The sequence below is a fragment of the Pseudomonas sp. s4 genome, assembly GCF_046764235.1.
Lineage (GTDB): Bacteria > Pseudomonadota > Gammaproteobacteria > Pseudomonadales > Pseudomonadaceae > Aquipseudomonas > Aquipseudomonas asiatica.
The window spans coordinates 969,189-987,933 of sequence record NZ_CP177209.1; the positions used below are offsets into that span (position 1 = coordinate 969,189).

At 62.4% G+C, this 18,745-nt stretch carries 16 protein-coding genes and 2 pseudogenes; 14 read left to right on the top strand and 4 right to left on the bottom strand.

Features of this window, described 5'->3' with window-relative positions:
* The first annotated feature begins 16 nt into the window (after positions 1–16).
* From ACK56M_RS04550 to ACK56M_RS04585, 8 genes are all read left to right on the top strand, one after another.
* On the top strand, positions 17–1,381 hold the full coding sequence (locus tag ACK56M_RS04550; RefSeq protein ID WP_013970939.1) for a DUF1329 domain-containing protein: 1,365 nt from the start codon (positions 17–19) through the stop codon (positions 1,379–1,381).
* A gap of 353 nt (positions 1,382–1,734) precedes the next feature.
* The gene (locus ACK56M_RS04555) at positions 1,735–4,452 is read left to right on the top strand and encodes a LuxR C-terminal-related transcriptional regulator (RefSeq protein ID WP_015268959.1); all 2,718 of its coding nucleotides are present in this window, start codon (positions 1,735–1,737) and stop codon (positions 4,450–4,452) included.
* Positions 4,453–4,611: 159 nt separating this feature from the next.
* Complete coding sequence (locus ACK56M_RS04560; protein ID WP_015268960.1) at positions 4,612–6,219, top strand: tetratricopeptide repeat-containing response regulator; 1,608 nt, start codon at positions 4,612–4,614, stop codon at positions 6,217–6,219.
* Entirely contained in the window at positions 6,216–6,908 is a 693-nt protein-coding gene (locus tag ACK56M_RS04565) for a sensor histidine kinase (RefSeq protein ID WP_015268961.1), read from the top strand. The genes ACK56M_RS04560 and ACK56M_RS04565 overlap by 4 nt, the downstream gene beginning before the upstream one ends.
* 168 nt (positions 6,909–7,076) lie before the next feature.
* Positions 7,077–7,355 carry an AbrB/MazE/SpoVT family DNA-binding domain-containing protein gene (locus tag ACK56M_RS04570; protein ID WP_003259615.1) on the top strand — a complete coding sequence of 93 codons (279 nt, stop codon included), beginning with the start codon at positions 7,077–7,079 and terminating at the stop codon, positions 7,353–7,355.
* Positions 7,352–7,699 (top strand): type II toxin-antitoxin system ChpB family toxin, encoded by a 348-nt coding sequence (locus ACK56M_RS04575; RefSeq protein ID WP_015268962.1) that lies wholly within the window; start codon positions 7,352–7,354, stop codon positions 7,697–7,699. Before ACK56M_RS04570 ends, ACK56M_RS04575 begins: the two co-directional genes overlap by 4 nt.
* An 18-nt stretch (positions 7,700–7,717) precedes the next feature.
* The gene (locus ACK56M_RS04580; RefSeq protein WP_411959265.1) at positions 7,718–8,362 is read left to right on the top strand and encodes an MBL fold metallo-hydrolase; all 645 of its coding nucleotides are present in this window, start codon (positions 7,718–7,720) and stop codon (positions 8,360–8,362) included.
* Positions 8,363–8,470: 108 nt separating this feature from the next.
* Complete coding sequence (locus tag ACK56M_RS04585; RefSeq protein ID WP_015268963.1) at positions 8,471–9,181, top strand: OmpA family protein; 711 nt, start codon at positions 8,471–8,473, stop codon at positions 9,179–9,181.
* 135 nt (positions 9,182–9,316) lie between these two features.
* On the opposite strand, the gene pta is transcribed toward ACK56M_RS04585, so the two are convergent.
* Both pta and ACK56M_RS04595 read right to left on the bottom strand, forming a co-directional pair.
* Entirely contained in the window at positions 9,317–11,404 is a 2,088-nt protein-coding gene (gene pta / locus ACK56M_RS04590) for a phosphate acetyltransferase (protein ID WP_015268964.1), read from the bottom strand.
* Between the two features lie 31 nt (positions 11,405–11,435).
* Positions 11,436–11,738 (bottom strand): DUF3565 domain-containing protein, encoded by a 303-nt coding sequence (locus tag ACK56M_RS04595; protein WP_015268965.1) that lies wholly within the window; start codon positions 11,736–11,738, stop codon positions 11,436–11,438.
* Between ACK56M_RS04595 and ACK56M_RS04600 the strand changes: the two genes are divergently transcribed.
* Positions 11,737–12,222, top strand: a complete 486-nt coding sequence (locus ACK56M_RS04600) for an FKBP-type peptidyl-prolyl cis-trans isomerase (protein WP_003259610.1) — start codon at positions 11,737–11,739, stop codon at positions 12,220–12,222. The genes ACK56M_RS04595 and ACK56M_RS04600 overlap by 2 nt on opposite strands.
* A 144-nt stretch (positions 12,223–12,366) precedes the next feature.
* Positions 12,367–12,849: a glutathione peroxidase gene (locus ACK56M_RS04605; protein WP_015268966.1), complete on the top strand. Its 483-nt coding sequence runs from the start codon at positions 12,367–12,369 to the stop codon at positions 12,847–12,849.
* A gap of 128 nt (positions 12,850–12,977) precedes the next feature.
* Here ACK56M_RS04605 and ACK56M_RS04610 read toward each other — a convergent pair whose 3' ends face one another.
* Positions 12,978–14,168, bottom strand: coding sequence for a glycosyltransferase family 4 protein (locus ACK56M_RS04610; RefSeq protein WP_411959266.1), 1,191 nt, complete (start codon positions 14,166–14,168; stop codon positions 12,978–12,980).
* A 302-nt stretch (positions 14,169–14,470) separates the two neighbouring features.
* Between ACK56M_RS04610 and ACK56M_RS04615 the strand changes: the two are divergent.
* The 4 genes and pseudogenes from ACK56M_RS04615 to ACK56M_RS04630 form a co-directional block, all read left to right on the top strand.
* Positions 14,471–15,070 (top strand): annotated as a pseudogene (locus ACK56M_RS04615) (PAS domain-containing protein); the annotation flags it as partial.
* 228 nt (positions 15,071–15,298) lie between these two features.
* Positions 15,299–15,658: pseudogene (locus ACK56M_RS04620) on the top strand (methyl-accepting chemotaxis protein); the annotation flags it as partial.
* 226 nt (positions 15,659–15,884) lie between these two features.
* A complete protein-coding gene (locus tag ACK56M_RS04625; RefSeq protein ID WP_096009882.1) occupies positions 15,885–17,231 on the top strand; it encodes a DUF6861 domain-containing protein in 1,347 nt (448 codons plus the stop codon).
* A gap of 18 nt (positions 17,232–17,249) precedes the next feature.
* The gene (locus tag ACK56M_RS04630; protein ID WP_411959267.1) at positions 17,250–17,867 is read left to right on the top strand and encodes a GAD-like domain-containing protein; all 618 of its coding nucleotides are present in this window, start codon (positions 17,250–17,252) and stop codon (positions 17,865–17,867) included.
* 45 nt (positions 17,868–17,912) lie between these two features.
* Here the strand turns inward: ACK56M_RS04630 and cysZ are convergent, their stop codons facing one another.
* The gene (cysZ, locus tag ACK56M_RS04635) at positions 17,913–18,641 is read right to left on the bottom strand and encodes a sulfate transporter CysZ (protein WP_015268971.1); all 729 of its coding nucleotides are present in this window, start codon (positions 18,639–18,641) and stop codon (positions 17,913–17,915) included.
* Positions 18,642–18,745 lie beyond the last annotated feature (104 nt).

Here is an 18,745-nt window from a genome sequence, read left to right on the forward strand (position 1 = left end):
TCCAGGACGACACGACATGAACAAGACCAGAAGTCTGCTGCAAGCCGGTGTGCTGGGCCTGTCCCTGCTGGCGACCAGCGTCATGGCAGCAGTATCCGCCGACGAGGCGGCCAAGCTGGGCAGTACCTTGACTCCGATGGGTGCCGAAAAGGCTGGCAACGCCGATGGCTCGATCGGCCCGTGGGAACCGCTGTCCAAGAGCGCGGGCAGCGTCGACGGCAAGGGCTTCCTGTCCGACCCGTACGGCAGTGACAAGCCGCTGTTCACCATCACCGCGCAGAACGCCGACCAGTACAAGGACAAGCTCTCGCCGGGCCAGCTGGCCATGCTCAAGCGCTATCCGGACACCTTCAAGATCCCGGTATTCAAGACCCATCGCGGTTCCACGGTGCCGGCCGATGTGTTCGCTGCCATCAAGGAAAACGCTACCAAGACCACGCTTGTCGAAGGCGGCAACGGTCTGAACAACTTCCGCACGGCTGTACCGTTCCCGATCCCGAAAAGCGGCCTGGAGGTGATCTGGAACCACATCACCCGCTACCGGGGCGGTAGCGTCAGCCGTCTGGTGACCCAGGCAACGCCGCAGCAGAACGGCTCTTTCAACCCGGTATACTTCTCCGACCAGTTCGTCTTCCGCGAAAGAATGAAGGATTACGACCCGAACAACCCGGGCAACATCCTGTTCTACTTCAAGCAGGAAGTGACCGCGCCTGCGCGCCTGGCCGGTACCGTGCTGCTGGTGCACGAAACCCTCGACCAGGTGAAGGAACCACGCAAGGCGTGGATCTACAACGCCGGTCAGCGCCGCGTACGCCAGGCACCACAAGTGTCGTACGACGGCCCGGGTACCGCCGCCGACGGTTTGCGCACCTCCGACAACCTGGACATGTTCAACGGTGCGCCAGACCGCTATGACTGGAAGCTGGAAGGCAAGAAGGAGATGTACATCGCGTCCAACGCCTTCAAACTCGACGACCCCAAGCTCAAGTACACCGACATCATCAAGGCCGGGCACATCAATCAGGACCTGGCCCGTTACGAGCTGCGCCGTGTATGGCACGTGGTCGCCACCCTCAAGCCGGGCCAGCGGCACATCTATGCCAAGCGTGACTTCTACATCGACGAGGACACCTGGCAGGCGGCGGTGATTGACCAGTACGACGGCCGTGGCCAACTGTGGCGCGTGTCCGAGGCACATGCCCAGCCGTACTACAACGTGGAAGTCCCGTGGTACACCCTGGAAGCCATCTATGACCTGCAGTCGGGCCGTTACCTGGCCTTGGGCATGAAGAACGAAGAGAAGCGCGCCTACGACTTCGGCTTCAGTGCCAGCAAGGCTGACTTCCAGCCAGCGGCACTGCGCCAGTCGGGTATTCGCTGATCTGAAAACGCGTCACGCCGTGTCATCTCAGAGCGCCCCGGCTAGCCCGGGGCGTTTTTATTTCCTGTACCGGCCCCTTCGCGGGCGCGCCCGCTCCCGCAGGTACTGCACTGGGCTTGAAGCCTGCGCAATCCCTGTAGGAGCGGGTTCACCCGCGAAGAGGCCGGAACAGGCAATAAAGCTGGTGAATACCTCCCCAAACCCCCGCCCCAGCCGCTGTCCATTAGTCATGTTGCTTTTTGTCGCAGTCTTTTCCAGTGGAATTGCGCCCATCATCTTCAAATGCGTAGCGTTACCCGCTAGTCTCGCAAGCATCCATACCGCCGTAGTCTTCCAACCAGAACGAGCCGGCCATGACAGATCTGTCCCGTACGCATGGATTCACCAGCCAGGCCCTGGGCCTGCTGGACGGGCGTTTCTTCCGGCCGCCCTTGCCGGACGGCCATGTGCCGCGCCTGCGCCTGTGCCAGCGGCTGCAAGCCGGTCTCGGCGGGCGGTTGTTACTGGTCAACGCCCCGGCGGGGTTCGGCAAAAGCTCCCTTGCCATCGAATTTTGCGAAGCGCTGCCCGAGCACTGGCGTAGCCTGTGGCTGGGCCTGAGCCAACGGGATGCCGACCCTGGCCGATTCCTCGAACGCCTGCTCGAAGGCCTGCAGCAGTACTGCCCGGCGCTGGGCGGCCAGGCCATGGGCCTGCTGAAAATGCGCCAGCGCCACCAGCCGTTCGCCTTCGAGGAATGGCTCGACGGCCTGCTAGACGAGTTGGCGCTGTACCTGCAAGCCGATACTCCCTTGTTGCTGGTGCTGGACGACTATCACCTGGCCCAGGGGCCGGTGCTCGACCGCTGCCTGCAGTTCTTCCTCAATCACCTGCCCCCCGGCCTGGTGCTGCTGGTCACCAGCCGCCAACGCCCGGATTGGCACCTGGCGCGCCTGCGCCTGTCGCGGCAACTGGTCGAACTCAACGAGCAGGACTTGCGCCTGACTACCGAAGAATCACTGGCGGTGATCGGCCGTCAACCCACCGGCCTGCGTGGCCAGGCCCTGGACAACCTGATCCAGCGCAGCGACGGTTGGGTGGCCGGGTTGCGTTTCTGGCAGCTGGCGGCAAGCGAGTCCGCTGACGAGCAGGCCTTGCCCCAGGCCTTGCATGGCGGCGAGGGCCTGATCCGTGACTATCTGCTGGAAGAAGTCATCGACATGCTGCCCGCCGATGTACAGGCCTTCCTGTACGAAACGGCCTGCCAGGAACGTTTCTGCTCCCCGCTGTGCGATGCCGTACGCGGCCGCCACGACAGTGCCGCGATCCTGCGTTTCTTGCAGGCGCACCAGGTGTTCCTGGTGCCGCTGGACGAGCATGGCCACTGGTTCCGCTATCACCACCTGTTCTCCGACCTGTTGCGCAGCCGCCAGGCCAGCGAGCCGCTGGCCGACCTGCAGTTGCGTGCCTGCCGCTGGTTCGAAAGCCAGGGCCTGCTGGACGAAGCGGTAGAACAGGCCCTGCGCGCCGGTTACCTCGATGTCGCCGCCGACCTGGTGCAGAGCCTGTCCGAGGAGCAACTGCTGGCCGAACAGAACGTCGGCATGTTGCTGCGCTGGAAGATGGACCTGCCCGACAGCCTGCTGATCAGCACGCCGCGGCTGATCGTGCTGTACAGCTGGGCGTTGGGCCTGGCGTGCCAGTTGGACGCGGCCGAGGACCTGGCGGGGTATCTCAGCCGCTTCCTGCCCGCGCCTTCGGCAACCGCGCAAAAGTCCATGCTGGCCCAGTGGCTGGCGCTGAGTGGTGTGATCGCCCGTGGCCGTGGTGATCGCGAGCGCACCCTGGCCTATTGCGGTGAAGCGCTGCAGAGCTTGCCGAGCAAGCGTTATGGCCAACGCCTGGTATGCCTGTCGACGCTGTCCAACCTGGCGATAGCCGATGGCGATTTCTGGCGGGCCCGCGGCTGGAACCGTGAGGCGCTGGAGTTGGCCCAGCGTGTCGGCAACCCGTTGTTCGAGGCCCTGGCCCATTACGACCGGGCGCGGGTGCTGCATGCCCGTGGCGAGGTGTTGCGCGCACTGGACGAAGTGCGCGAGGGGCTGCAACGCCTGCAAGGGCTGTCGGCACAGCGGCTGTATGCCGTGCGCGCCCGCTTGACGCTTTACGAAGGCTACCTGCTGGTATCGCGCCTGCAGCCGTCCCAGGGCCGTGCCCGCTTGCGTGCGGGGCTGGGCGAGGCGCGGGCCTGCCGTGATATCAGTGTGCTCATCGGCCACTGCGTGATCGCTACGCTCGATGGCCGGGAAGGGCACTTTGCCGAGGCTTTTGCCGAACTGGCCGAGGCCGAGCGGCTGATGCACATCTGGGATGTGCCGCCGGTCTACTACCTGGCCATGATCACCCTGGTCAAATGCGAGTTGTGGCTGGCCCAGGGGCGCATCGACCTGGCCGAGTCCTGGCTGCTGCGCCTGGGTCAGACCTATGGCGGCGAGCAACCGGCGGCGGCCCCGGAGTTCCACCCGTTGCTGCCGTTGCACATCGCCTTGCAGCAGGCATCGCTCGAGCGTATCCAGTCGCGTAGCGACGACGCGGCGCAACGCCTGGCCAGCCTGGTCGAGCGCGGCCAGGCCAGTGGCGGCATGATGCTCAGCGTCAGTGCCATGTGCCAGTGGCTTGGCTTGTTGCTGGGCGAAGGTCGGGAAGAGCAGGCCGCCCAGTTGTTGCCACGGTTGCTGGTGGCAGCCCAGGGCGGCGTGTTGCAACCGTTCCAGCCTTTGCTGGAGCAGCACCCGCAGTGGCTTCTCGAACAGCTCCAGGCAGTTGCTGCCTGCCCGGTGCAGGCCGAGTTGCTCAAGCGCCTGCCGCAGATACCAAGCGCCAGCATCGGCAGCGGCGAAGCCCTGAGTAGCCGCGAGTTGGCCGTGCTCGAGCTGATTGCCCAGGGTTGTTCCAACCAGCAGATCAGCGAGCGGTTGTTCATTTCCCTGCACACGGTGAAAACCCACGCCAGCCATATCAACAGCAAGCTGGGGGTGGAACGGCGTACCCAGGCGGTGGCGAAGGCCAAGTCCCTGGGGCTGCTGGTGTGATATTGGCCCAGCAAGGTCTTGCTCGTTGAAGTGATGGCTCGAGGCCGTGGCTCGTGGCCGCCAGTGCTCTACCCTCATCTTTCCCGACCAGCTGCCGATACAGCTATCGGTGGCATCGCCTCGCGCGATTTTTCAATCATTCCAAGGCAGGTCGTGTTGATGCTGCAGTACGGGCAAAAGAGCTTTCTGATCGTCGACGACTTTACCGACTTTCGTACGTCGACCCGTTCCATGCTGCGCGAACTGGGCGTGCGTGATGTGGACACCGCCGACAGCGGCGAGCAGGCGCTGCGCATGTGCGCGCAAAAGCGCTATGACGTCATCCTGCAGGACTTCCACCTGGGCGACGGCAAGAAGAACGGCCAGCAGGTGCTCGAAGACCTGATCCTCGACAAGCACATCAGCCATGAGTGCATATTCATCATGGTCACGGCCGAGAGCAGCCAGGCCATTGTCCTCAGCGCCATCGAGCACGAGCCTGATGCCTATCTGACCAAGCCGTTCAACCGAGTTGGCCTGGCCCAGCGTGTCGAGAAACTGTACCAGCGCAAGACCCTGCTCAAGCCGATCCTGCAGGCCCTGGACCGCAATCGCCCGGCCGAAGTGCTGGCTGCCTGCGCCGAGCTGTGCAAGCGCGACCCACGCCTGGCCCCGCTGTGCCTGCGCTATCGGGCAGATGCCTTGCGCAACCTCAACCGCTTCGAGGAACTGGAGAAGTTCCTCAAGGCCATCCTGGCCAGCCGCCCGCAGCCATGGGCCTACTCGGCGTTGGGCAGCCTGATGCACAAGCGTGGCCAGAATGCCCAGGCCCAGGGCGTGTACGAGCAGGCGCTCAAGGCCTTCCCGATCATGCCGGGCCTGTACGATGGCATGGCCGAGGTGCTGGTGGCCCAAGGCGAAACCAGGCGTGCGCAGAACATGCTTGAAGAAGCCGTGCGCCTGTCGCCGCTATCGGTGCGCCGGCAGTCGACGCTGGGCAAGCTGGCGTTGGAAAACGAAGACTTCGAGAGTGCCTCGAAGGCATTTCGCCATGCGGTGAATCAGGGCCAGAGCTCGCGCTACAAGGACGCCGAGAACAACCTGGGCCTGGTGCAGGCGCTGATGAGCAGGAATGCCGGTTTTGGCCTGGATGCGCGCACACGGGTCGAGATCAACAGCACACTCAGCGAAGTGGCCAAGGAAAACCCCGAGGACCAAGGCCTGCAGGTGCGTGCCCGCATGATGAAGGCCGCCAGCCTGCAGCAGGCCGGCGACCCTGAAACGGCTGCAAAGCTGACCGAACAGGCGATCCAGCGTCTGGACAAGATGAACCAGTTCTTCTCGGTCGATTCGGCTCTGACCGTTGCCGTGCAGTTGCAGGCCATGGGGCAGGAAGCTGCTGCCATCGGCGTGCTGAAGAGCTGTGTGGAAAGTTATGGCGACGACCCCAAGGTCATGGAGAGGGTCGGCAAGCTGACGGACGACCCCAGCGTGCTCAACGCCATTACCGAAGCTGTCACCCTCAATCGCCAGGGTGTGCGCAGTTACCAGGGAGGGCAGCTCGGCGAGGCGTTGCAGCTGTTCCGCAAGGCGCTGGGTTTGCAGCCGAAGAACATCAGCATCGCCCTCAACACTGCCCAGGCGCTGCTGCGCATCGGCGGAGACAACCCTCAGCCCGCGATCATGCAGGAGTGCCGCGACGCCCTGACCAGCGTGGCCGGCATCCCCGCCAGCGACAACCGCTACGACCGCTACCGCAAACTGCACATCCGAGTGTTCGGCGCATGAATCAAGACAACCAGGGGCTGGATTTTTCCACGGTGATCGCCTCCACCGTGCACGACCTGAAGAACTCCCTGTCGGCGCTGATCCAGTCCCACAACCAGTGGATGCAGCGCTTGCCCGAGGAGCTGCGCGGTGGTGCCGAGCAAGGGGTGATGGAGCATGAGTTTCGTCACCTCAACGGCATGCTGGTGCAGTTGCTGGGGTTGTACAAACTGGGCGTGAACCAGTTGCCGGTGTGCCCGGACTACCACGAACTGGACGATTTCATCGAAGCCCAGCTGGCGGCACACGAGGAAGTGCTCAAGCACAAGGACATCCTAGCCACCTGGCGCATCGACACCGACAACCCGCTGGGCTTCTTCGACCGCGAGCTGGTGGCCTCGGTGATCGCCAACGTGATCACCAACGCCACCCGCTTTGCCGCGCATGCCTTGCTGATCACCATCGAAGAGGCAGACAACCAGCTGGTCATCTGCGTCAACGATGACGGCCCGGGTTATCCACAGCGGATGCTCGAACGCCAGGAAGAATTCATCCAGGGTATCGACTCGACCAGCGGCAGTACCGGCCTTGGCCTGTATTTTGCGGCGCGGATCGCGGCACTGCATGAAAGCGGCGGGGTGCGCGGGCGGATCGAGATCTCCAATGGCGGCGCGCTTGGGGGTGGGTTGTTCAGGTTGTTTTTGCCTTGAAACTGACAAGGATTGCGTTTCAAATTTTTGCAGCTGGAAAGTAGGTTCACAAGGTGATGTAGGGCATTTCCTTCTTGAGGTTGCAGGGCTTTTGTCCATACCGGGCAAATGACAGTGTAGATACGACGTCTCTACATTTCGCTTGCAATCATTTGGAGGGTTTCTACTATGTATCTACCTTGGGAGATACTCATGCAGATCAAGATTCAACAGTGGGGTAACAGCGCCGCGATTCGCTTGCCGGCTGCAGTGCTCAAGCAGATGCGTCTCGGAGTCGGCTCTACCTTGAGCCTGGACACCGCGGGTGAGACCATGGTGCTCAAACCCGTCAGGTCGAAACCCAAATACACCCTTGAAGAGCTGATGGCTCAGTGCGACCTGGATGCACCGGAGCCAGAGGACATGGCCGACTGGAACGCGATGCCACCAGTAGGGCGTGAAGTGTGAAACGGGTGAAGTTCGCCAGGGGCGATATCGTCCGCATCAATCTCGATCCGACTGTTGGACGGGAGCAGCAGGGTGCTGGGCGACCTGCGCTGGTGCTCACTCCCGCTGCGTTCAATGCGTCAGGCCTGGCTGTGGTAGTGCCGATCACTCAAGGTGGCGATTTTGCCAGGCATGCGGGTTTCGCCGTCACGCTCAGCGGTGCGGGTACGCAGACTCAGGGCGTGATGCTCTGCAATCAGGTGCGCACAGTCGACCTTGAAGCCAGATTTGCCAAACGCATAGAGTCGGTACCCGAGGTCGTCATCCTTGATGCACTGGCTCGCGTACAGACCCTCTTCGATTAACCGGTTCCCGTATTCCCTATGCAGAATCCATCGTCAGCGCTCATCCGCGAAACCTTCCCCGTAGGCCCCCTGCAGTGCAACTGCACCCTGATCGGCGACCCGCTGACCAAAAAGGCCATCGTCGTCGACCCGGGCGGTGACCCGGACAAGATCCTGGCCCGCCTGCAGGCCCACGGGCTGACGCTGGTGAGCATCATCCACACCCACGCGCACTTCGATCACTTCCTCGCCTCGGGCAAGCTCAAGGAGCTGACCGGCGCCACGCTGCACTTGCACAAGGACGACCAGTCGCTGTGGGACAACCTGGAAATGCAGTGCCATATGTTCGGCGTGCCCTACACTCCGGTACCCGCGCCAGACCGCTGGCTGGGGGATGACGAGGAGCTGGCCTGTGGATGTGGCGTGGCCCTGCATACGCCAGGCCACACGCCAGGCTCGATGAGTTTCTGGTTTGCCGACGCCAAGCTGCTGATCGCCGGCGATACCCTGTTCCGCCGGGGCATTGGCCGTACCGATTTGTGGGGTGGCGACCAGCGGGCCATCGTCCGTTCCATCAGGGAGCGGCTGTACCGGCTGGACGAAGAGGCCATCGTGGTGACCGGCCACGGGCCTGATACCCGCCTGGGCGACGAAATGCGCGAGAACCCCTTTGTGCGTGCCTGATGGCACATGAAGGCACTTTCACGGAATTTTTCGGCGCCGATGCAATCCAAGGCTGGCATAGATCCCTTTATGATCTGTCGCATTCATGAATTCAGTAGGAGCTTGTCCATGTTCACCATGCGTCGTCTGATTATCGTCGCAACCGCCGCTGCCCTGATGACCGGCTGTGCCGGCCAGAACCCTTATGACAGCCAAGGGCAGGCGCAGGGCTCCACCGGGATGAGCAAAACTGCCAAATACGGCGGCCTGGGCGCGCTGGCCGGTGCTATCGCCGGTGCCGCCATCGACCACAACAACCGTGGCAAGGGCGCACTGATCGGCGCTGCTGCCGTGGGTGCCGCTGCAGCCGGTTATGGCTACTACGCCGACAAGCAGGAAGCCGAATTGCGCGCGCAAATGGCCAATACCGGTGTGGAAGTTCAGCGCCAGGGTGACCAGATCAAGCTGATCATGCCGGGCAACATCACCTTCGCAACCGACTCGGCCAACATCGCGCCAAGCTTCTACTCGCCGCTGAACAACCTGGCTGGCTCGTTCAAGCAGTTCAACCAGAACACCATCGAAGTGGTCGGCTTCACCGACAGCACTGGCAGCCGCCAGCACAACATGGACCTGTCCCAGCGCCGTGCGCAGGCGGTCAGCACCTACCTGACCTCGCAGGGTGTGGATGCCTCGCGTATCACTGTACGTGGCATGGGCCCGGACCAGCCGATCGCCAGCAACGCCGACGCCAATGGCCGTGCGCAGAACCGCCGTGTGGAAGTGAACCTGAAGCCGATTCCGGGTCAGCAGTATGACCAGGGGCAGGTTCAGCAGTAAGGCATCAACCCTGGGGCCGCTTTGCGGCCCATCGCCGGCAAGCCAGCTCCCACAGGTACTGCACAAGGCTCAAGGGCTATGCAAATCCTGTGGGAGCTGGCTTGCCGGCGATGGGCTGCAAAGCAGCACCAGCTTTTAACCCCCCACGCTGGCCTGGATCGCCGTCAGGGCAATGGTATGCACGATATCGTCAACCTGAGCCCCGCGCGGCAAGTCGTTCACCGGTTTGCGCAACCCTTGCAGCATCGGCCCCAGGCTGACCCCGTCGGTGCTGCGTTGCACCGCCTTGTGGGTCGTGTTGCCGGTATTCAGGTCAGGGAACACGAATACCGTCGCCCGCCCGGCTACCGGGCTGCCCGGCGCCAGCTCCCGTGCAATCGCCGGGTTGGCCGCCGCGTCATACTGCAACGGCCCGTCGATCAGCAGCTCCTGCGCCGCGCCCTGTGCCAGGCGGGTCGCTTCGCGTACTTTCTCGACTTCCTCGTCGCTGGCCGAATCGCTTGAATAACTGATCATCGCCACCCGTGGCGCGATGCCGAAGGCCTGCGCCGATTCGGCACTCTGCCGGGCGATCTCGGCCAGTTCGACAGCACTCGGGTGTGGGTTCATCACGCAGTCGCCGTACACCAGCACCTGCTCGGGGAACAGCATGAAGAACACCGACGACACCAGGCTCGAGCCCGGTGCGGTCTTGATCAGTTGCAGTGCCGGGCGGATGGTGTTGGCGGTGGAGTGCACCAGGCCCGAGACCAGGCCGTCCACTTCGTCCAGAGCCAGCATCATGGTACCGATCACCACCGGATCCTCCAGTTGCTGCTCGGCCATTGGTGCATTGAGGTTCTTGCTCTTGCGCAGCTCGACCATCGGTTCCACATAGCGCCCGCGAATCAGCTCTGGGTCGAGAATCTCCAGGCCCGGTGGCAAGGTGATGCCCTGGGCTCGGGCCACCGCGTCGACATCCTCAGGCTTGGCCAGCAGCACGCAGCGGGCAATGCCGCGAGCCTGACAGATGGCTGCTGCCTGAACGAGCAGAGGCTCGGCACCCTCCGGCAGGACGATGCGCTTGTTCGCCTGCTGTGCCCGCTGGATCAACTGGTAGCGGAACACGGCTGGCGACAGGCGCAATTCACGCGGGGTGCCGCAACGCTGGTGCAGCCAAGCGGCGTCGAGATGGCTGGCGACGAAGTCGGTGATGAATTCGGCGCGCTCGCGGTCGTCCACCGGGATTTCGCGGTTCAGCGAGTTGAGCTGGTTGGCAGTGTCGTACGAGCCGGTACTGACCGAGAGGATCGGCAGGCCGGCCTGCAGGGCACCTCGGCACAGACCAAGGATACGCGCGTCAGGTTTGCTGTCGCTGGTCAGCAGCAGGCCGGCCAGCGGGACGCCGTTGATCGCCGCCAGGCTGACGGCGAGGATGATGTCGTCGCGGTCGCCCGGGGTCACCACCAGGGTACCCGAGGTGAGCAGTGGCACCGTGTTGGCAACGGTACGCGCGCAGATGATGATCTTGCTCATGCGCCGCTGTTCATAGTCGCCGGCATTGAGCACCTGGGCACCGAGCAGGTCGGCCACATCGCGGGTGCGCGGGGCGTTCAGTTCAGGCTGGTAGGGGATGCAGCCCAGCAGGCGGAAGTCGTTACCGCGCAGTAGTGGCGAGTGCTCGCGCAGGCGGGTGGAAAAGTCCGCCATGCTTTCGTCGGTGCGCACCTTGTTGAGGATTACCCCGAGCACCTTCGGGTCGCGCGGGCCGCCGAACAGCTGGGCCTGCAGTTCGACCCGGCCGGACAACTCGCTGAGCACTTCGTTTTCCGGCGCCGATACCAGTATCACCTCGGCATCCAGGCTCTTGGCCAGGTGCAGGTTGACCCGCGCCGCATAGCTGGCGTGGCGCGTGGGCACCATGCCTTCGACCACCACCACGTCGTTGCCGATGCAGGCTTGCTGGTAAAGGCGGATGATTTCTTCGAGCAACTCGTCCAGCTGGCCATCGCCCAGCATGCGCTCGACATGGGACAGGCTCAGCGGCACAGGGGGCTTGATGCCGTGGGTACGGGCAACCAGCTCGGTGGAGCGCTCGGGGCCGGTGTCACCCGGGTGAGGCTGGGCGATCGGCTTGAAGAAGCCGACCTTCAGGCCGGCCCGCTCCAGGGTGCGCACCAGACCCAGGCTGATGGAAGTCAGGCCGACACCGAAATCGGTCGGCGCAATGAAAAATGTCTGCATGCGTGCTTCTCGAAATAAGCGGTGCAAGAAATTAACGGCCAAGGGTAGCGCTATCGGCCCCTTGTGCGCACCAGCCGCAAGCGAAAGGCTGGCCGATGCGCTGCGCGCGTTGGGCCGGGTCGAGCACCCAGGGGCGCGCCTGCCACGGCGGCTGGTGGCGCAGGTGCTGGGTGTGGCCGCAGGACAGCTCGGCCACCCAGTGGCCCTCTTCGTCCTGGTGGAAGCCGGTGATCCGACTGATGGGCCGTTGCTCGTCCGCGGTGCGTTCGCAATCGGGCGATGGCTTGGTTACACTTGTCCGCTCTACATACTTTTGCAAAAGGTCTTGCCCCATGCTGATCGCCGCCAACAAGGCTGTCTCCATCGACTATACCCTGACCAACGACGCCGGGGAGACCATCGACAGCTCCGCCGGCGGTGCACCGCTGGTTTACCTGCACGGTGCCGGCAACATCATCCCGGGCCTGGAAAAAGCCCTGGAAGGCAAGCAGGCCGGTGACGAGCTGAACGTTTCCATCGAGCCGGAAGATGCCTACGGCGAATACCTGGCCGAGCTGGTCAGCACCCTGAACCGCAGCCTGTTCGAAGGTGTCGACGAACTGGAAGTGGGCATGCAGTTCCACGCTTCGGCGCCGGATGGCCAGATGCAGATCGTCACCATCCGCGACATCGACGGCGACGACGTGACTGTCGACGGCAACCACCCGCTGGCCGGCCAGCGTCTGACCTTCCAGGTCAAGGTGGTCAACGTTCGTGATGCCAGCGACGAAGAAATCGCTCACCGCCACATCCACGGTGAAGGTGGCCATCACCACTGATTTTCTGCGCTAAGCTCAGAAAGTCGCCAGGCGCTCGGGCAAGCCGATTTGCCTTCCTACGGGAGGTGGACGGTTTGGACGAGCGCCTTTTTAGTGGGCGTAATTCGCCTGCGCGGCAACCGGGAACCTGAGAGGGGATTCATCATGAGTGCATTTCACGACCTGAAACTGGACGCGTTGAACGGCGGGGAGCTGCCCCTCGCACCGTTCAAGGGCCAAGTGGTGCTGGTGGTCAACGTTGCCTCCAAGTGTGGTCTCACGCCGCAATACAAGGCCCTGGAGAACCTCTACCAGAATTACAAGGACAAGGGCTTCAACGTGCTTGGCCTGCCGTGCAACCAGTTTGCCGGGCAGGAGCCTGGCAGCGAAAAGGAAATCCAGGAGTTCTGCAGCCTCAACTACGGGGTGAGCTTCCCGCTGGGTGCCAAGCTGGAGGTCAACGGGCCGCAGCGCCATTCGCTGTACCGCCTGCTGGCGGGTGAGGGGGCAGAGTTCCCGGGCGACATTACCTGGAACTTCGAGAAGTTCCTGGTGGGCAAGGACGGGCGGGTGCTGGCGCGTTTTTCGCCGCGCACTGCGCCGGATGATCCTGCGGTGGTGCAGGCTATCGAGAAAGCCTTGGCCTGAAGCGCCTGACGCGGTCCCTGTAGGAGCGGCCTAGTGCCGCGAATGGGCCGCAGCGCGGCCCACGATGGCTGCCATGATGCCGAATGCCTGGGGCCGCTTCGCGGCCCATTCGCGGCACAAGGCCGCTCCTACACAGATCGCGTAGCACCCAGCCTCGAAGCTGGCGAGGTCGCAGCCTGGTTCCGGGCTGCATGCAGATACCCCTCAAACTGCTCGACAATCCCTGGCCATCCTTGGTGGCTGGCATGCTTTCGCGCATTCAGGCGCACCCGCCGTAACGTCTCTTCTTCCTCCAGCAGCCAGCAGGCTGCATCGATGAACGCCGCCTGATCCCCCGGCATGGCCAGCGCACCGCTATGGCCATGGCGAATATGCTGCGCGGCGGCCGCCTCGTCATAGGCGACCACCGCCAACCCGGAGGCCATGGCTTCGAGCACCACATTGCCAAAGGTTTCGGTCAGGCTCGGAAACAGGAACAGGTCACCGCTGGCATAGTGTTCGGCCAGCACCTCGCCACGCTGGGCGCCGCAGAACATGGCATCCGGTACCTGCTGTTCGAGGGCGGCACGCTGCGGGCCGTCACCGACCATGATCAGGCGCAGACGTTTGTGTGGATAAGCTTTCTGCAGGGCCTCCAGGCTTGGGCGCAGCAAGCCCAGGTTCTTTTCTGCCGCCAGCCGCCCCACATGCAGCACGGCGATATCATCCGGGCCGAGCCCCCAGCTTTCCCGTAATGCGGGGTTGCGCCGGGCCGGGTTGAACAGGCAGGCATCGACCCCCCGGGCCAGTAGCTCCAGGCGTTCGAAGCCACGGCGTTCGAGCTCCAGGCGCTGGCTGAGGCTGGGTACCAGGGTGATCGCCGTGCGCCGATGGAACCAGCGCAGGTAGTTGGTGAGCAGGCGCGTCAGCAGGCCCAGCCCGTACTGGCCGGAATTCTGCGGGAAGTTGGTGTGGAAGCCACTGACCACCGCAACCCCGAGGCGCCGGGCCGCGCGCAGTGCACTGAGCCCAAGCGGCCCCTCGGTGGCGATGTACAGCACATCCGGGCGCTGTCGACGCCAGCGGCGCAACAGCTTGTGCATCGATACCTCGCCCCACTGCAAGCCCGGGTAGCCAGGCAGTGGCCAGCCACGGCACAGCATCAGGTTCGGGTCGCTGTGCCGCGGTGCTTCTCCGGCCTGGCGTGGGCGCACCACTTCGATCTCATGGCCGCGTTGGCGCAACCCCTCGCTGAGGCGGCCAAGGGTGTTGGCCACGCCGTTGATCTCGGGTGGGAAGGTTTCGCTGACCAGGGAAATGCGTAGGGCGGGTGTATTCATGACAAAAAGTGTCCGCCTGCTGGATTGCGCCAATGTGACTGTCATGTGACGTACAGATGACGCCTGATCGCCGACGCTTTTCGCCTTGTGAATTTTTCCTTGCATGGGTGCTCAAGAGGGGGCATCGGCAGCCGATGAAGATGCATTCGACAATGCGCTCCAGGAGAGCGGTGATGTTCAACAACAAGCTCAAGCAAGAAATACGGCAGCTGCGCGAAGACCTGATGTCCATCGAGCAGGTCAAGAGTAGCCTCGACAGCGAGATGCTGGTACTGCAACTCGACCCACAGGGGCGGATCGAGATGGTCAACGGCAACTTCGAGAGCGAGATGCTCTACCGTGCCGAACAATTGCTTGGGCGCAACATCGAGGACATCGTCCCCGCCCATGTGAAGACGCTGGATTTCTACCAGCGCATGAAGGGCGCAATCAGCCGCGGTGAACACCTGAACGGTGCATTCCGCCTGCTGCGTGGCAATGGCCAGGAAGCCTGGTTACGGTCCATCCTGCAGCCGGTCAAGAACAGCGAGGGGCGCATCAAGTATTTCACGCTGCATTCCAGCGACCTTACCCGCACCATCGAGACCTCCCGCGAGCACGAAAGCCTGATCAAGGCCCTGATGCGCTCCACCGCGGTGATCGAGTTCGATCTCGATGGCACCATCCTCACTGCCAACGACCGGTTCCTGGGCGCTGTCGGTTACCGCCTGGAGCAGATCCGGGGCAAGCATCACCGCATCTTCTGCGAGCCGGAGGAGGCCAACTCGGCCGGCTACCAGGCGTTCTGGGACAAGCTGCGCCGTGGCGAGTACGTTGCCGACCGCTTCAAGCGTATCGATGCCCACGGCCGGGTGGTCTGGCTGGAAGCTTCATACAACCCGATTTTCGATGCCCATGACGTGCTGTACAAGGTGGTGAAGTTCGCCACCGTCATCACCGATCAGGTCAACCAGGAGCAGGCGGTGGCCGAGGCGGCGGATGTCGCCTACAACACCTCGCTGGGTACCGATGCCAGTGCCCGCAAGGCCACCGATGTGGTCACCCAGAGCGTCAGCGTGATGCGCGGGCTGGAAGCGTCGATGCAAGAGGCGGCAGAGGGTATCCAGGCACTGGATACCCAGTCGCGGGTGATCGGCTCGATCATCAAGACCATCAGCGACATTGCCGGGCAGACCAACCTGCTGGCGCTGAACGCGGCCATCGAAGCGGCCCGCGCTGGCGAACAAGGGCGTGGGTTTGCCGTGGTTGCCGATGAAGTGCGCCAACTGGCCTCGCGCACCAGCACCGCCACCGAGGAAATCGCCCGCGTGGTACAGCAGAACGAGCAACTGGCCCAAGCGGCAGTGGCGATCATCGACACCAGCAAGCGCCAGGCCGAGCAGGGCCTGGCACTGGCGGACGAGACAGGGAGCGTGATCGTCGAGATTCAGGATGGTGCGAAGCGGGTGGTGGATGTGGTGGGGCAGTTTTCCAGCCAGTTGAGTCTTTGATATGGCCTGAGGTTTGTAGCGCCTATGCAGTCGAGCCCCCGCCCAGATGGGGCTCGATCTCAGGCACGACAAAGATCCCCAACCTTGTCCATGGTGCCGGCTGAACAGCTCAACTTCGCTGAACCTGCTGTAAAAGAAGTCGCATTTTCCTACAACTGACTCAGAAACCTCCGATCCGAATCCATGATGGGATTTCCCCCTGCCCACGCTGTCAGGGAGACACCTCATGTACCTGGATTACCTCGTGCCCTCCTGGCACGAGATCGAGTCACGTGTCATCGCCCTGGTGGGCTACCAAAGCGGTGGCCAGTTCCGCACCAGCCTCAATGAAGAGGTCGCCTCGCTAGGCCTCAACCTGCGCCGGATAGAAGCCGTCCGCACCGCCTTCTACCACGCCGAATGGCAGGCGGCGCACATGCTGCGCCAGCGCTTCGCCGACCTCGACATCAACAGCATCGTCGACGAACTGCTGATGGTCGTGCGGCAGATGGCGATGATCGTCGCCGGCAGCACCATTACCGGTGGCCTGCTTGGCGCGGGGGTTGGCGCATTCGCCGGCGGCGCCGGAACCATTCCGTTTGCCGGCGCGGGCGCGGCCATGGGCCTCAAGGTCAGTGGCTGGATCCTCGGCGCGCTAGGGCTGGCTTCCATCGCCGAGTTCTTCATCGAGGGCTTGCCGCGTATCGGCGAGTACTACGTCGACGGCATTCGCTTCGCCTGGGAAGGCACCTGCGGCAATGAAGGCACGGGCCCGCTCTGCCGGGACGACCCCTATGCGATATCCCGGGCGACGCATCAGATTGCCCAAGCCCACGTGGAAGTCGTGCTGCTGTTGTTGGGGGCGATCGTGTCGTACCTCACCCGCGGCCGCGGTGATGCCCGGGTGCTCGCGCAGGAGATGGCGGCCAGCCGCAAAGGTGCGCGGCTGGGGCAATGGATGCTCAAGCATGAAGAGGGGTTGAAGAAACGGCCGGACCTGCAGGTGCCGGAGCGGCGCAAGGGGGCGGTGGGTGAGCCGCAACCGATGCAGCCTGATCGGCCGGCAGGGAAAGACAAGGAGCCCTCGACAGGGAAGCCCGGTAGCATGCCGTTGCATACCGTGGCGTGCTTCAAGGCCGACAAATTGCCACCCGCCAAGCATGGCGAGTTTGAACGGCAGTTGAAGGGGCAGCAGGATGGGTTGAATCGGCTGACGGTTGAAGAGTTTCTCGAAAATATCGCTAATCCGGCCAAGCGAGATCCGCGCATTGCAAAAATAGCGAGAAAGGAACTTTATGATAAGTTGCAGGAGAGGATTCAGAGGGATCTGATGAAAACTATGAGTGCCATTGAAGCTAGAAAGCTCTCGGTGAAGCAAGCAAAGGAAACCATGTCATCTCTCGCAGCTTTGCATAATCCTGACTTGATCGCCGGTGGACGGGATACTATTTCTGACTTTGGCGACAGGCAAGTTAACTCGAGCATAGGCCCACAATGGAAAAGCAGAGTTTATGGTTTGAAAGCTGCTGCCGAGAAAGCTTCAAGATCGGGTGTGGGGTCAGGCCTGTTAAATGTAAAACTGCATAAATGCTAGTTGCTTGAGGGTTTCGCCGTGGATGAGATTTTTTCCCTGTTTGTAGAGCAAGTTGGTGAGCCGTTTTTTCGACAGGAGGTTCCTCTCTCAAGTCTGGATCGATACAGAGGGATCTTGCCGAACAAATTGTTAGAGTATTGGTGTGAGCACGGTTGGTGCGGATATGGTGACGGGATATTTTGGACTGTCAATCCCCAGGAATATGAAGAGGTAACTGCCTCGCTTATCGAAGGCACAATATTGGAGAGGTGGGATAGATACCACCTGATCGCTCGCGGTGCATTTGGTGACCTGTATCTCTTTGGGGAGCAAACGGGTTTCTCAGTAAAGATTTTGGCTCATATTTCACGATATAGGGGAAGTGAATATGAGTTGACGGCGGCGGATATGGACAGGGAAGTGCAAGGTTTCTTCCTTGGGAAAGAGAAGGCGTCTGTTGACTTTGATGGCATGTTCGAGCCAGCAAAGAAAAAACTGGGCATGCTAAAGCATGATGAAATGTATGGGTTCGTTCCAGCCCTGGCGTTCGGCGGCTCAAGCGACCTTGCTAACCTTGAGAAGGTTAAGGCAGTGGAGCATCTAATACTGCTTTCTCAGATTGCCACCCTCGAGCCCTACAGTTTCTCCGACTTTTGAAAATGCAATCTGCGGAAAGGGGCTGCCCTGCAGCCCCTCGCCCCTTCAGTTCCGCTCCCGCACCCAGAACAACGTAGCCCCGGCCACCGCCGCCGGCATCATCAGCACGTTCACCAGCGGGATCATCAACGCCAGGTAGGTAATGCCGCCAAAGCCCAGACTCTGCCAGCGTTTCTGGCGCAGCCAGGCGAGCATGTCCTGCCAGCTCATCTTGTTGTTGTCCGCCGGGTAGTCGATGTACTGGATAGCCATCATCCACACCCCGAAGATCAGCCAAAGCGGCGCCGCCACCACGTTGACCACCGGGATCAGCGACAGGATGAACAGGCCGATGGCCCGCGGCAGGAAGTAGCCCAGCTTGCGCATTTCACGGCCGAAGGTACGTGGCACCATGGCCACCAGTTCGCCCCAGCTGAACGCGGGGAAATTGTCCTCGCCACGCACCACAACCTCGACCTTTTCCGCCAGAAAGCCATTGAACGGCGCGGCGATGATGTTGGCCACCAGGGTGAATGTGAAGAACACCATCAGCACCACCAGGGCGACGAACAGCGGCCAGAGGATGTAGGTGAGAAAGCTCAGCCAGCTCGGCAAGCTCGGCATCAGGGCGTCCACCCACAGGCTGAATTGGTGGCCGGCGAAGTAGATCAGACCGCCAAACAGCAGCAGGTTGACCGCCAGCGGCAGCAGCACGAACAACCGCAGATTGGGGCTCAGCACCAGTTTCAGGCCTTCGCGCAGGTACTGGGGGCCAGAGAGTACAGGGGCTTGCATCGAGAGACTCCGCAGAGAAGGAAAACGCGCTGACCTTACCGAGTTTGCCGCGCCGACGAAAGGCGGGCAGCGGGCGGGAAACGGGCTGTAACAAAAGCAGCAGG

Coding starts and splice junctions, on each gene's coding strand:
- ACK56M_RS04550 (WP_013970939.1), top strand. CDS start 17: ATGAACAAGACCAGAAGTCTGCTGCAAGCCGGTGTGCTGGGCCTGTCC.
- ACK56M_RS04555 (WP_015268959.1), top strand. CDS start 1,735: ATGACAGATCTGTCCCGTACGCATGGATTCACCAGCCAGGCCCTGGGC.
- ACK56M_RS04560 (WP_015268960.1), top strand. CDS start 4,612: ATGCTGCAGTACGGGCAAAAGAGCTTTCTGATCGTCGACGACTTTACC.
- ACK56M_RS04565 (WP_015268961.1), top strand. CDS start 6,216: ATGAATCAAGACAACCAGGGGCTGGATTTTTCCACGGTGATCGCCTCC.
- ACK56M_RS04570 (WP_003259615.1), top strand. CDS start 7,077: ATGTATCTACCTTGGGAGATACTCATGCAGATCAAGATTCAACAGTGG.
- ACK56M_RS04580 (WP_411959265.1), top strand. CDS start 7,718: ATGCAGAATCCATCGTCAGCGCTCATCCGCGAAACCTTCCCCGTAGGC.
- ACK56M_RS04585 (WP_015268963.1), top strand. CDS start 8,471: ATGTTCACCATGCGTCGTCTGATTATCGTCGCAACCGCCGCTGCCCTG.
- pta (WP_015268964.1), bottom strand. CDS start 11,404: ATGCAGACATTTTTCATTGCGCCGACCGATTTCGGTGTCGGCCTGACT.
- ACK56M_RS04600 (WP_003259610.1), top strand. CDS start 11,737: ATGCTGATCGCCGCCAACAAGGCTGTCTCCATCGACTATACCCTGACC.
- ACK56M_RS04595 (WP_015268965.1), bottom strand. CDS start 11,738: ATGGGGCAAGACCTTTTGCAAAAGTATGTAGAGCGGACAAGTGTAACC.
- ACK56M_RS04605 (WP_015268966.1), top strand. CDS start 12,367: ATGAGTGCATTTCACGACCTGAAACTGGACGCGTTGAACGGCGGGGAG.
- ACK56M_RS04610 (WP_411959266.1), bottom strand. CDS start 14,168: ATGAATACACCCGCCCTACGCATTTCCCTGGTCAGCGAAACCTTCCCA.
- ACK56M_RS04625 (WP_096009882.1), top strand. CDS start 15,885: ATGTACCTGGATTACCTCGTGCCCTCCTGGCACGAGATCGAGTCACGT.
- cysZ (WP_015268971.1), bottom strand. CDS start 18,641: ATGCAAGCCCCTGTACTCTCTGGCCCCCAGTACCTGCGCGAAGGCCTG.